This window comes from Methylocaldum szegediense, assembly GCF_949769195.1.
In the GTDB taxonomy this organism is placed as follows: Bacteria; Pseudomonadota; Gammaproteobacteria; order Methylococcales; family Methylococcaceae; genus Methylocaldum; species Methylocaldum szegediense.
In genome coordinates this window covers 790,179-802,921 of record NZ_OX458333.1, presented here as the reverse complement: position 1 = coordinate 802,921, position 12,743 = coordinate 790,179, and the positions used below count along the sequence as shown (strand labels likewise).

The window sequence follows — 12,743 nt, the reverse complement described above, 5'->3', positions numbered from 1 at the left end:
CCGCAGCGCATAACCACCTTGAAAAACTGAAATACGTTTGCAACGGATAATCAAAAAAGAGGAAGAAACATGGCCGAAAATCCAAGCCATCTAGCCCTAGGCGATCTTGCCGCACGCCAGCTCGCCAACGCTACCAAAACCCCACCCCAGATGCTCGGCATTACACCGCGCTGGCTGGTACATCTACTCCCCTGGGTCCCCGTCGAAGCGGGCATATACCGGCTGAACCGGGTCAAAGATGAGTCCCAAGTGCTGACCGCCTGCTCTCAGCCGGAAGACGAGCGGGACTTGCCGGAAACCTTCGTCAACTACGACGAGACGCCTCGCGAGTACTATCTGAGCGCGGTCACCACGGTAGTGGATATTCATAGCCGGGTATCCGATCTTTACAGCAGCCCCTACAACCAGGTCACCGAGCAACTCCGCCTGGCGATCGAAACCATCAAGGAACGGCAAGAAGCGGAACTCCTCTACAACCCAGATTACGGTCTCCTGAACAATATCGCGCCCGGGCAGCGCATCTCGACCCTCACCGGCGCTCCGACCCCGGACGACCTGGATGAGTTGATAACGCTGGTCTGGAAAGAACCCGCTTTCTTCCTCGCCCATCCCAAGGCCATCGCAGCCTTCGGACGGGAAGCCACGCGCCGCGGCGTCCCGCCACCTACCATCAACATGTTCGGTTCGCCGTTCCTCACTTGGCGCGGCATTCCCCTGGTGCCCACGAACAAGCTGCAAATCCAGGACGGTAAGACTCAGATCCTGCTCCTTAGGACCGGTGAGAGCCGGCGCGGCGTGGTCGGTCTCTATCAACCGGGCTTGCCGGGCGAGTACGGAATGGGACTATCCGTGAAGTTCATGGGCATCAACCGTAAAGCAATCACTTCGTATCTGATCTCCCTGTACTGCTCACTGGCAGTCCTGGTCGAGGACGCAGTAGCGGTGCTCGAAAACGTCGAAGTGGGTAAATACCATGACTACAAACATGAATACCGGAAGTAACACTCCGCCCTCCGATGGATCCGGAGCGACTCCGATCCCGACGGCGGGGCCGGCGCCAGAGTGGGCGGATATCCCGGCCGATGCGCTCGCGCCAATCGATCCGGCGGTGCTCACGAAACTCGCCAACGAGCTCTTCGCCATGCCGCCAACGGCGGTAACGCCGCCCGGAGCTACGCTCGGTTCGGGATCGCCAGTCCCTGGCGGGCTTCCGGTTTCCGATAAAGGCGGCCCTACGGATGCGGAACTCCGTGCGTTGCCCGCCGCGATGGCAGGCGCCACGGGCTTGTCACCGCAGACTCCGGTTACACCACCGACACCGGAATCCGCGGAGTCGCTTGCCTACTTCCTCCAGTCGGCCCAACCGGTCTCGCGGCACAATGCGCCGGCGCTGAATCTCGAATCCTCGGGAGGCGCACCCGCAAGCGTTGCGACGCTTGCCGCGGGAGTTCCGTTCATGCCGGAGCCCCCGGTGATTCCGATAGCCGATCCGGCTTCCGCGCCGTCGACGCCCTCCGTAAAGGGCTACGGCGCTCCAGTGTTGAGCATTCCAAACGGATCACTCCCTGGTCTACCGGCCGGGAGTACGTTCGGCCACCCCACGGCGCCAACGAATGCTGCCTCGGCCATGCCGCATATTTCCAGCGAGATGCCCGGAACCTCGTTTTACTTCCTCGAGGAAGCACGGTCATTTGCCCGGAAACCTACCATGCCGGTGATCGAATCGGCAGAAGTGCTGCCCGAGGCAATTCCGGATTCCGGTTCTTCCCATCCGGCATTCGATGCTTACGTGGTGCGCCGTGACTTCCCGATCCTTCAGGAACAGGTGAATGGCCGCCCCCTGATCTGGCTCGATAACGCTGCGACCACCCAAAAGCCCCAAGCGGTGATAGACCGGCTCACGTACTTCTATCAGCACGAGAACTCCAACATCCACCGGGCGGCCCATGAGCTGGCGGCGCGCGCGACCGATGCCTACGAAGCCGCGCGGGATAAGGTAGCCCGGTTTCTCCACGCCTCCTCCAGCGACGAGATCATCTTCCTCCGGGGCACTACGGAGGCCATCAACCTGGTCGCCCAATCCTGGGGGCGCCGGCATATCGGGCCGGGTGATGAAATCGTGATCACCTGGCTGGAACACCATGCCAACATCGTACCCTGGCAGCTACTGGCCGCCGAGAAAGGCGCTCGCCTCAGGGTCGCGCCCGTGGACGACCGAGGTCAAGTGCGGCTCGACGAGTACGAAAAGCTGCTGGGTCCCCGTACCCGGCTGGTCGCGTTTTCCCAGGTCTCGAATGCTCTCGGCACCATTACGCCCGCACGGGAGATGGTGGCAATGGCCCATCGCTACGGGGCGCGGGTGCTGGTGGATGGCGCACAGGCGGTTTCCCACATGCGCGTGGACGTGCAGGAGCTGGACGCCGACTGGTACGTTTTCTCCGGCCATAAGGTGTTCGGACCTACCGGTATCGGGGTACTGTACGGCAAACTCGACCTGCTCAACGCCATGCCGGTATGGCAGGGCGGCGGCAATATGATTCAGGACGTTACCTTCGAGCGAACCATCTACCAAGCGGCGCCCGCCCGCTTCGAAGCCGGCACGGGCAACATCGCCGACGCTGTCGGACTTGGAGCTGCCCTCGACTATGTCGAAAAAATCGGCATGGAAAACATAAGCCGCTACGAGCACGAACTCCTGGTCTATGCAACCGAAAAGCTCAGTGCTATTCCAGGGCTACGGCTGATCGGGACTGCGCCCGAGAAGGCCGGGGTGCTGTCCTTCGTCATCGACGGATTCCGTAACGAGGATATCGGCGACGCACTGAATCGGGAGGGTATCGCCGTGCGCACGGGCCATCATTGCGCTCAGCCGATCCTGAGGCGGTTCGGCCTTGAAAGCACGGTCCGCCCATCGTTGGCGTTCTACAACACCTGCGAAGACATCGACGCGTTGGTGGCTACACTCTGGCGGATTCGAACGGGGCGCTACGGACTTCAGCACTGAGGGTTCACCCCGGCTAGAAAGGAACACAGTCAGCAGAGCGACAACGGAGCGAAATGCGCCGCCGAAGGCACTAGCGGACGCCCTAACCGGCGCCTTTTGGCGACCAGGAAGTCCCAAAAGGTTTTGCCAAAAACGGCGATGCAATCGACGACGCTTTCGCCCGTATCTATTTAGCCGGACAAAGCTCTTTGCGGCCGTCGGTGCGCTTTGAAATCAAACTCACCCGAGGAGGGGTTGAAGTCTTGATCTGGGAATCGCGCTGACACTCGGGACAGGAATAGCCGTGCGTGTCCTGGAGTGACCTGGAGAAATACGAATAAGAGATACGCCTAGTGATTTCCACAAGGAACACGCAGCCGCAAAACCCGCAGGTCTGCCGAAAACTGCTGGCGGTAAGGGAAGGATCTGGGTGTGTTGAACTCGTGGATGACATCTCTACCTCCAAAATTTCGTTCGCCGTCCGCTCGCCTATGGGGTTTACGTTCTCCCGAGGCACCCCGAACGATCCGTGGCATGCCTGTACGAGTCATCCTTGATCTCGACACAGTGCTCTATTACGGGCGAGATGTCCAGTGGCCCACGAAACAAATTGATTAGGGCTTGCTCGAAAAAGCGGATCTCCTAGCACCAATTGGTCGCGGCGAAAGACTGGTTTTTACCACGGGGGTACGGAAGTTTCCACTCGACCCGTGCCGCGAAGTACCTGTTGATCCGCCTCTTCCACAAACCGCACGCGGTACATTCGTCCCGGTCACGCTGCGGTTACATCATCTCTACCGCTCAGGCTTAACCGGTCCTTTGCATTTTGCGCACTAAAAGCCAGCGCCAGGTAAAAACGAGTGGCTTTTACTTGCCTCGGGCTTTCCAGAACCCTGTTGCGCGCATTGGTTGAACAAAGCGGCGTCTCGTCGACACCCATTCGCCACCGTTTTGCTGGTTTTCCGAGACGAAGCTTCCTGGCTACGCGGCACCGAGTGTCTGCTCCGCTGGCGACTGCCGATTCACCCGGTGCCGGTTGAAATCCTCTCGGTCGTAGAGGGCTAATACACCCCCGTCATACGGGAAGAAATCGTCTATATGTAATATGTAATGAGGAGACTTCGCTTAAGTTATCGGGCGGTTTGTTCGGATCGGTGGGATGCCGGCCTATCCCATCCTGGGGGGCGACGCGGCACCCCTAATCCGTGCTCGAATGCCGCTTCCTTACCGCCCTTTCGAGTGCTTATCATTTAAGCGCCCGCATGGGGCCGAACGGAATACGTGCGACCTCGTACGTAGATATCCGTGCACTTATGACAGCCGAACGCGTCTGCGGAAAAGGGCAAACCGAGATTTCGTGACTCACTTCAAGTTCGTCTGATCCTGGAAATGATATGTTTGAATCTAAGCCTAGATCGACGATATTGGTTGGCTATCCGGTACAACGGCTCTCGCTTTCCCGAATGCTCCGGCGTTGGAATTTTCCACGCACAAATCGCCTTCCGCAGAGCGTCGGAACCGCGCCGAGATTACCTTCTCCTCGCCCATCTGATCAGAGTAGGTTTTCTTTTAGCCGAGATTTCGAATATCCACGATACCGCGAGACTAGGTGCAACTTTTAGCGATCTTGAAACCGAGGGAAACGATGGCGACCAGAAAACATAGACTGTGCCACCATCCAGAATTGATTCAGCAGTTGTTGGACGCGGCCGATGCGACCTATCTCGATCCGCAGGCGGATCGTGCCCGACTCAATCGCATTTTGGATCTCGTCGAGCGGTTACAGCGCCGAAATCCACAGATCACGCTCCCCCGGCATTTTCACTTCGCCACCACTCCGCGCACCCGCTCTTCCCTGCTCGGCCCGGATACGGGCGTTTGCGACAGGAATCATGCGGAACCCGCCGCGCCGGAGTGTCCGGCCTCAGCGGCCGAACACCCGAGGCGCGCATCAGGATTATCTCGATCCTAAGCGATTCGTTCGCTCCGACACGCCGAACCTTCGCCACCCCACCCTGCCCCATTATTTCGCTTACGCGCCGCAACGACGCGGCGCCCGATCCAGAACGAGCGAGAAATCCGAGAATGGAGGAACACCCATGGACGTCAAAAAATCGTGACGCCCAATCCGGTCTGCTGTACCTCGTGTACCGATTTGGAATCGGTCGCACGGCTGATGGTACGGCGCGACTGCGGCGAGATCCCGGGGGTGGAGAATCTGGAGTTGATACGGCTGCCGCAGCCTTCCCAGGGCAAAGACACGATGCACATAACTGCCGGGGCATGCATGTCGACCTCGTGCGTGACAGCTACGCTGGAAACCTCGCTAGAGAACTGCTGTAAAACGGATAGAAAGAAATTAGCTCCGGCGCGTGCTGGCGGTTGATCAAAACGGGCGCTGTTGCGGCATGGTCTCCCCTGGCGGATATCGTCCGGCGCGCACCAAACGAGCAAGACCGCAGAAGTGCTCAGGGAAGTCTCGCAACCCAAAGTATCCCTTCAAACCGCCATGGCCTAGCGCCGAATGGTCCCGGACGGACACCCTTCAACCGAGCCGGATACGGCTCCAAAAGTGATGCCGGACTCCCCGCGGTCTTTCCGTAGCCGCCTTCTCCTGCCCCCTTTGCTTTAGAAGACGCTCATTCGACCGGGTAGCCCGCCGCTTTCCACGCCTTCATACTGCCCGGGACGTTGTACACATCCGTGAATCCGCCGCGTTTTAACACGCTCGCGGCGATGCTCGCCCGGTAGCCGCTCCCGCAGTATGTGACGGTCGGTTTGGTGCGATCCAGGGAATGGAGATGGTCAGGCAGATAAGGCGCATACAGATGCAACGCGCCTGGAATATGACCCTGGCTACACTCCGCTGGACTTCGCACGTCCAATATCTGGAGATCGCTACCGCCCTCCGCGATTAATCCTTTCAGCTGATGAACGCTCAGTTCCGGGATGCTCTCGAAGGGTAGTCCCGCCTCGAACCAGCCCCGCATGCCTTTGGCCAAATAACCGTCGATTTTCTCGAACCCGACCCGAAGCAGGTGGCGCTGAACCGTTTCGAGATCGTCTTCCTCAGCTAGGACGAGCAAAATTCGCTGGTTGGGTTTCAGCATCCACCCGGCCCACATCGGAAACTCGGCTCGCAAGCCGATATTCAATGCGTTGCGGATATGCCCTCCGCCGAAGGACTCGATCTCTCGTGTATCGACGACCACCGTTTCGGGCCTGGTCATCTCTAGTTCGAACACGTGCGGCTCGAGCATCGGAATCGGCGGAACGCAGGCCAGCACGCGTGGCCCGTGGATGTTAACGTCTTTCAGGTGAGCATAATAGAACGGAGCGGGCTGCAACGATCCGAGCTGATTCTTTACGAACCCGTCCTCATCGTCGAACTGCAGCTTGGGATTGTGGCGCCGTTCATAACCCAGTGTGCTAGTCAGCCGGTCGCCTATATGGCCGCCGCATGGCGAGCCCTTGGCATGAGCCGGGTAGATCGTCAGCTCGTCGCCCAGCGGCAGGAGCTTATCGAAGAGCGAATGATACAGCTGTCGAGTCAGCGAGTCTGCCTCTTCGTTTCCGAGCAGATCGGTGCGGCCGACGTCGCCGCAGAATAGTGTATCCCCGGTGAAGACGCCCCAGGGTGCCTTGGCGCCCTTGCCGCCGCTTACCTGGTAGCACACATGCTCAGGGGTATGCCCGGGCGTGTGAAGAACCTGCAATAAAAGATTCCCGACCCGAATGGTGTCTCCGTCCCTGACCGCTTCGTGGTCGAAGGTGCGCTCGTTCGACTCGCCGGCGTAGATCGGAGCACCGGTCTGCGCCGCGAGTTCCCGGCTCCCCGACACGAAATCCTCGTGCACGTGAGTCTCCAGGATATGGCTGATGCGGACATCGTAGTCCTTGGCGATTTCCAGATAGATTTCGATATCCCGTCGCGGGTCGATCACGGCGCAGACGCCGGCGTCCTCGTCGCCCAGAACATACGACAAATGCGAAAGCCCTTCAGATCTCACGGTCTCCAAAAACATGATTGCCTCCTGTGTCGCCTGAATGCCAGAGAGCGGCACCGCTCCCGCTACGGCGTTTTTTCATACCTGCTGTATCGACACTCGAAAGCAGATCACGTTTCAACGCCGAACTATCACCGTGCCGCTGTAGGTCGCAAAGCCCGTCGCCACATGCCTCAGCTCTGCCCGCGGCTTGCATTTTGACTACCAAGGCGGCATTTCCAACGACTTCAGCTGCTGTAGCGGTGAGGAACGAACCGCACTAATCGAGGGACGATCTTTCGCCACCTCATCCTACGTGCTGTCTTGCTCTACGGAAGAGACGGAAACACACTATTCCTCGTCTAGATAAGTGTCCCGAACGGTGCCGAGCCGGGTATTTCCATGCACCGAGGCGCCGTCCGAGTCGACCACATCCACTTCAAATCCGGGATAGATCTGGCGGAAACGCGTCGCTTTCCATTTCTCCACGCTCAAATCGTTCTTCGCCGGGGTTTCGAAAGGATATGGAGGCAAACCCATGCGGTCGCCGCGCACGTCGCGGCCATCCAGGTGGAGAATGCGCACGGCGAACCCCTCCACGTCCCAAATCTGCTTCTCCACGTTCATGACCTTGGCCATAAGCCTACGCCTGTCCTATCCAAAGGCAGTTCGCGAATGACACCTATCCTGAGCTACTTCGAAGGGTGGTTCGCGAATGATGCCTGTCCTGAGCTCTGCGAAAGGGCGGTTCGTTTCGCTCACCACTTCCCACGACGATAATCCGCACTGTTCGGTGAAGAACAAACCGCACCGTTCATGTCCCCGAACGATGCGGTTCGCTTCGCTCACCACATCCTACGGCCGATAATCTGTAGGGTGCGGTGAGGAACGAACCGCACCAATCGCGCCCGCGAACGATGCCTGTCCTGAGCTCCGCCGAAAGGCCTGCCCTGAGCAACGTCGAAGGGCGGTTCGCTCCGCTCACCACATCCTACGTGCCTGAACCGGAACCCAACCGCGCGACGCGGTCATGCAGCGCCGAGGCGATACGCTGTTCCGGACGCTTGCCATGTCCCTCCCGCTCCAATTCCTCCGCTGTCGCTGGCGTGCCGAAGCGGACTTCTATCGGCCGCAAACGCAGCAGCCAACTCCCTACCGGCAAAGCCATGTAGGTCCCGCCTACCCATGCCGGCACGGCCAGCACACCCGCCGCGCGGAGCAACAGTCCGATTCCGCTCTCGAAAGGCTGGAGTTCGCCGCTTTCCGAACGGCCGCTCTCGGCAAACCAGACCAGATTGTTCCCGCGGTGGAGCGCCAACACACCCAAAGCGAGACTGGCCAAAGGGCCGCGCTTCGGATCGACTGGGAATGTGCCGGTCGAACGGCTGACCTGACGCATCAAAGCGTTCCTGAACATGACCCCGATATAACCCGCCCAACTGGTCCGCAATAGCATCTCCCGCGGCAGGACTGCCGCGATGGCCATGGCATCGAGATAGCTGACATGATTCGGGACCAAGATGAACGGCTGTTTCGACGGTAGCCGTTCCAGTCCCTGGGCGCTCACATTGAACGCCCGTTCCATCAGCCAGCGGTCGAACCCGAACAACAGGATGCCCAAGGCGCTCGACCAGGTACCGGGCGGCTCGACCCAACGGCGCTGATCCTCGTCCAGCAAGGCTTCGGGCTGAGCGAGCCGCGCCAGCAGATCCTGGGCTTCGCCCCCTGTTCCAGTGCTCGCTGCGGCGGCTTCCCGCAACAGATCGCGGACGGTCTGTACGCGGCTGATGGCATCCTGGTCCAGCTCGATTCCGGTAGCCGTACCCATTTCCAAGGTGAGCGTCAGCCATTCGAGCGAATCCACTGCCAGGTCCATCCTAAGATGGGTACCCGGCGTCAGGCGCACATCGGGAAAGCGCTCGGCCATCCACTGCCAGACTTGGCGAGCGTTCGGCTCCTCCAGCAATTCCCGGTCTTCCGGCGCCATGCGTTCCAACGGCAGCGGTCCGAGCTCCGAGGCTGCAGCCTTGCCTTTTTGTTTGGCTTGCTCGTAGATGGCATCGAGTTCGAACCGCCTGAGCTTGCCGAGGTGGGTTCGGGGCAGCGGATCCGGCGTAATCACGTAGTCGCTGATTTGATGATGTGAGGGCAAGCTTGCCGACTGCGTTTCGATATCCTTGCGGATCAGCGCATCGAGATTTCCGCCCTCGCGAGTCGCACCCGGCGCCGGAACGACCAGGGCCGCCAATCGACCGTTTTTCTCCAGGACGGCAACCTCCTTGATGTGCGGACCTCGAGCCAGAACCTCCTCGACGTGGTCAGGACGGATATTTTCGCCTCCGGACAGCACCAGCATTTCCGAGGCGCGTCCGACCAGGCGCAGGTACCCGTCTTCCAAGTAGCCGAGATCGCCGGTGCGGAAGAAACCATCGTCCGTAAACACCTCGCGGTTCAGGTCCGGCAGGTTTCGGTAGCCCGAAAACACGTTGGGCCCCCTAGCCAGCACCTCCCCGTGTTCGGCCGCCGGCTCCGCGATACGGATTTCCACGCCGGCCAAAGGCGCTCCGACGGTATCCAAGCGGCTTCGGCCAGGGACGTTAAACGTCAATACGGGTGAGGTTTCGGTGAGGCCGTAGCCTGTGGCGAGATCGTAGCCGAGGCCGGCAAGCTTGAAGGCCAGATCGGGCGCGAGCATCGCGCCGCCGCACAGCATCATGCGCAGGTCCGGAGCAAAATGGCGGTGGAGGAAGGCGAACAAATGGCGGCCGACGGCAAAGTCCGAACGCCGGCGCAGCGCGGCCGCGAGATCCAGGCTGTAACGAAACAACCCATACACCATACGTCCACGCTGGCGAACCTGAGTTTCGATCGCCTCGAACAACGCTTCGTACATCCTGGGAACGCCCACCAGGAACGTGGCCCTTCCCTCTCTCAGCGCCCGCAACAGCTCGGGGCCGGTCAGAGACAGCGGAAAGATGACGGGAGCCCCCGCGCCGAACGGTGTCAGCAAGCCTATGGTGAAGGGATAGACATGATGCAGGGGCAAAGGTAGGAGAAATCGCTCCTGCTCGCCCACCATGTGAAGATCGAGTATGCCCTGAAGATTGCTCGCGAGATTCCTGTGGCTCAGCGGCACGCCTTTAGGGGCGCCCGTAGTCCCGGACGTGTAGAAAAGCACGGCGATGTCTTCGGGCGCAGCCGACGCGGGTGTTGTCTTCGCATCCGAAGAAAACCGTTGCCAACTCAGTTCGTCGTCCTGCTCCGCGTCCAAAAGTATCGGCCTGAGATCACGTCTCAAACCCAAACGTTCCAATCGATGGAGCTGGCGGCGCGTGGTGAACAGCCACCGGATTCCGCTATCGGCCGCCACATGGCGAAGATCGTCGTCGCCCATCTGGGCATCGATCAAGACCGGCACGATTCCTTCATGAATCGCACCGAAACAGGCAGCCACCCACTCCGGGCTGTTAGGCGCGAAGAGTCCTACGGTATCGCCCGGGCGCAACCCCGCCGTGGTTAACCCTGCCCCTAAGCACCGAGCGGCGTGGGCGAGTTTTCCGAATGACCAGGTTACGGCTCCCTTTTTCTGAAAAGCTATGACGGCTGGCTTATGCCCATGTCCGGACAGTTGCCGAAAGAGTTCCTGTAAGGTTTCTATCGCCACGATTCATCCCGCATCGGGCGACATGCCCGCTAATTCTTAGAAGAACAGGGACTAGGTTGTGTTCCCATTGAGGTATTTGCCGGAAAGGATACGACAGGTGCGGTTCGCTACGCTCACCGCACCTTACAGGTCATCGGTCGGAGGATGTGGCGAGTGAAGCAAAACACCCTTCGACATGGCTCAGGGCAGGCCCTTCGACGGAGCTCAGGACACGCCCTTCGGCAAAGCTCAGGACAGGCCCTTCGCCCGTTCTTTTAAACCTCCTGCTACTAAGATAGGCTCTAAATACATCGACAAGCGAAGAAAACCACTTCGTTGGAAGACCATAGATCAAGGAGGCGATCATGTCGGTTTCACCCCCCAGGAGCCGCAGTCACGTTTCGATCCCTTTCGCCAAATCTAGGGACCGTAGCACGTTCACGGCATACCTTGCCCTAATCGTGCTTTTCATCCTTGGATCGAGCTGTTCGCAGTCGGTGGTACGGGCCGCCGATCCCCAGGCCGATCCGTCGGCTGCGGGCCTTCGAGATGCCATCACTACCATTACATCGCAAAGCCGCTATGCCCAAAGCACTTGGGGTTACTCGGTGATGGACCTTACCACGGGCGAGGTCCTGCTCGCCGAGGCGGACGAAAAGATGTTCGTGCCAGGCTCGATCCTAAAGGCCTATAGCACAGCCACGGTTCTGAACGCCTACACGCACGAGTATCGCTTCCGCACCCCGGTTTACCGGACTGGGCCCATCGATCAAGGCGTTCTGGATGGACATCTCATCCTGGTGGCGACGGGCGATTTCAGCTTCGGATTGCGCGACCGCCCGGACGATACACTAGCCTTCAACAGCGCGCCCGAGATCGATCACAATTACGCCGACACAGGTCTGCCGGGCCCGGCGATCCTTAAGGACAGCGATCCGCTCGCGGCCCTCGACGAACTCGCCGCACAGGTACGCGCGGCCGGGATACGCGCGATAAAGGGCGATGTGATCATCGACGATCGTCTGTTCGAGACCTTTCGGGAATGGCCCGACGGCATCATATCGCCCATCTGGATCAACGAGAACGTCCTAGATATCACGCTGCGAACGACCGCTTCCGGACGAGTCGCCATCGACTGGCGTCCCAAGACGGCGGCGTACAAGGTTGAAGCGGGCAAGCTCAAAGTGGTCTCCAAAGACGCTCAGACGGTGCTGAAAACCCGATTGGTCGAGCCAGGGACCGTCGAGATCAGCGGACAAATCGCCGCAGGCGAAAAGCCGCTGTTACAAATCTGGCAAATTCCGAATCCGGCCGACTTTGCCCGCACTGCCTTCATCGAGGCTTTGCGACGCGCCGAGGTTACGGTCGGCGCTTCGACCACGGGACGAAATCCAGTCCGGCTCCTTCCTTCCGCTACCGCCTACTCGGAGGAAAGCAAGGTCGCGGAGCACGTGTCTCCGCCGCTTGCCGAGTTCACTAAGGTCATCATGAAAGTCAGCTACAACCGTGGCGCCGATCTCATGCTTTGTCTGGTCGCCGTCAAAGCCGGGAGCCGCAACTGTCTCGCCGGCATCGCCGAGGTGACAAAGACTCTCGTCGAGTTGGGTGTACCCATTGAAAGCACTTTTCTTTTCGATGGTGCCGGCAGCGACGAGCGCGACCGCACAACACCCGCCGCGATGACCGCCTTCCTACGCGCAGTATCGGGAGAAAGCTATGGGGAGACATTCCGGCAAGGGCTTCCGATTCTGGGTGTCGATGGCACGCTGGCAATGAATCAGCAGGACAGCCCCGCTGCCGGACATGTTTTCGCCAAAACGGGCAGCCGAATCGCGGGCACACCGAATGATCGCGTCCTCATTACCGGACTGACGCATGTCGGATACATCGATGCGAAGAGCGGTCGCCGGCTCGTCCATGCCGTCATGCTTCGGGACGTTCCGCTCGCCAGCATCGAGGATTTGTCTGCCACCGAGGACGACCTCGGCGCGATCGAAGCCATCATCCAACAGGGCTTTTGAGTTACCATTGGAGACCTTGACGATTCGGGCGCGCCATACGGGACCATTTTGCACGCCGTATATCCGATGATGAGAAAATGCTTAATTAACCCGACCTATAAATATCGGCC

General features: G+C 59.7%; 8 protein-coding genes. 4 read left to right on the top strand and 4 right to left on the bottom strand.

The features are described from left to right. Positions 1 to 69: 69 nt before the first annotated feature. The 3 genes from QEN43_RS03460 to QEN43_RS03450 all read left to right on the top strand — a co-directional run bounded on the left by QEN43_RS03460 (position 70) and on the right by QEN43_RS03450 (position 4,955). Complete coding sequence (locus QEN43_RS03460; RefSeq protein WP_026611977.1) at positions 70 to 1,002, top strand: family 2A encapsulin nanocompartment shell protein; 933 nt, start codon at positions 70 to 72, stop codon at positions 1,000 to 1,002. After that, positions 986 to 3,004, top strand: coding sequence for a family 2A encapsulin nanocompartment cargo protein cysteine desulfurase (locus QEN43_RS03455; protein WP_084162377.1), 2,019 nt, complete (start codon positions 986 to 988; stop codon positions 3,002 to 3,004). The genes QEN43_RS03460 and QEN43_RS03455 overlap by 17 nt, the downstream gene beginning before the upstream one ends. Before the next feature lie 1,624 nt (positions 3,005 to 4,628). Continuing rightward, positions 4,629 to 4,955, top strand: a complete 327-nt coding sequence (locus QEN43_RS03450) for a hypothetical protein (protein WP_026611975.1) — start codon at positions 4,629 to 4,631, stop codon at positions 4,953 to 4,955. Between the two features lie 134 nt (positions 4,956 to 5,089). On the opposite strand, the gene QEN43_RS03445 is transcribed toward QEN43_RS03450, so the two are convergent. From QEN43_RS03445 to QEN43_RS03430, 4 genes are all read right to left on the bottom strand, one after another. Further along, positions 5,090 to 5,272: a hypothetical protein gene (locus QEN43_RS03445; protein ID WP_036269306.1), complete on the bottom strand. Its 183-nt coding sequence runs from the start codon at positions 5,270 to 5,272 to the stop codon at positions 5,090 to 5,092. 350 nt (positions 5,273 to 5,622) lie between these two features. Continuing rightward, on the bottom strand, positions 5,623 to 7,008 hold the full coding sequence (locus QEN43_RS03440) for an MBL fold metallo-hydrolase (protein ID WP_026611974.1): 1,386 nt from the start codon (positions 7,006 to 7,008) through the stop codon (positions 5,623 to 5,625). 312 nt (positions 7,009 to 7,320) lie between these two features. Further along, positions 7,321 to 7,608 (bottom strand): hypothetical protein, encoded by a 288-nt coding sequence (locus QEN43_RS03435; RefSeq protein WP_036269303.1) that lies wholly within the window; start codon positions 7,606 to 7,608, stop codon positions 7,321 to 7,323. Between the two features lie 352 nt (positions 7,609 to 7,960). Beyond that, the gene (locus tag QEN43_RS03430) at positions 7,961 to 10,633 is read right to left on the bottom strand and encodes an AMP-binding protein (RefSeq protein WP_036269301.1); all 2,673 of its coding nucleotides are present in this window, start codon (positions 10,631 to 10,633) and stop codon (positions 7,961 to 7,963) included. Positions 10,634 to 10,977: 344 nt separating this feature from the next. Here QEN43_RS03430 and dacB point away from each other — a divergent pair, with 344 nt between their 5' ends. Beyond that, entirely contained in the window at positions 10,978 to 12,633 is a 1,656-nt protein-coding gene (dacB, locus tag QEN43_RS03425) for a D-alanyl-D-alanine carboxypeptidase/D-alanyl-D-alanine endopeptidase (protein ID WP_084162375.1), read from the top strand. Positions 12,634 to 12,743 lie beyond the last annotated feature (110 nt).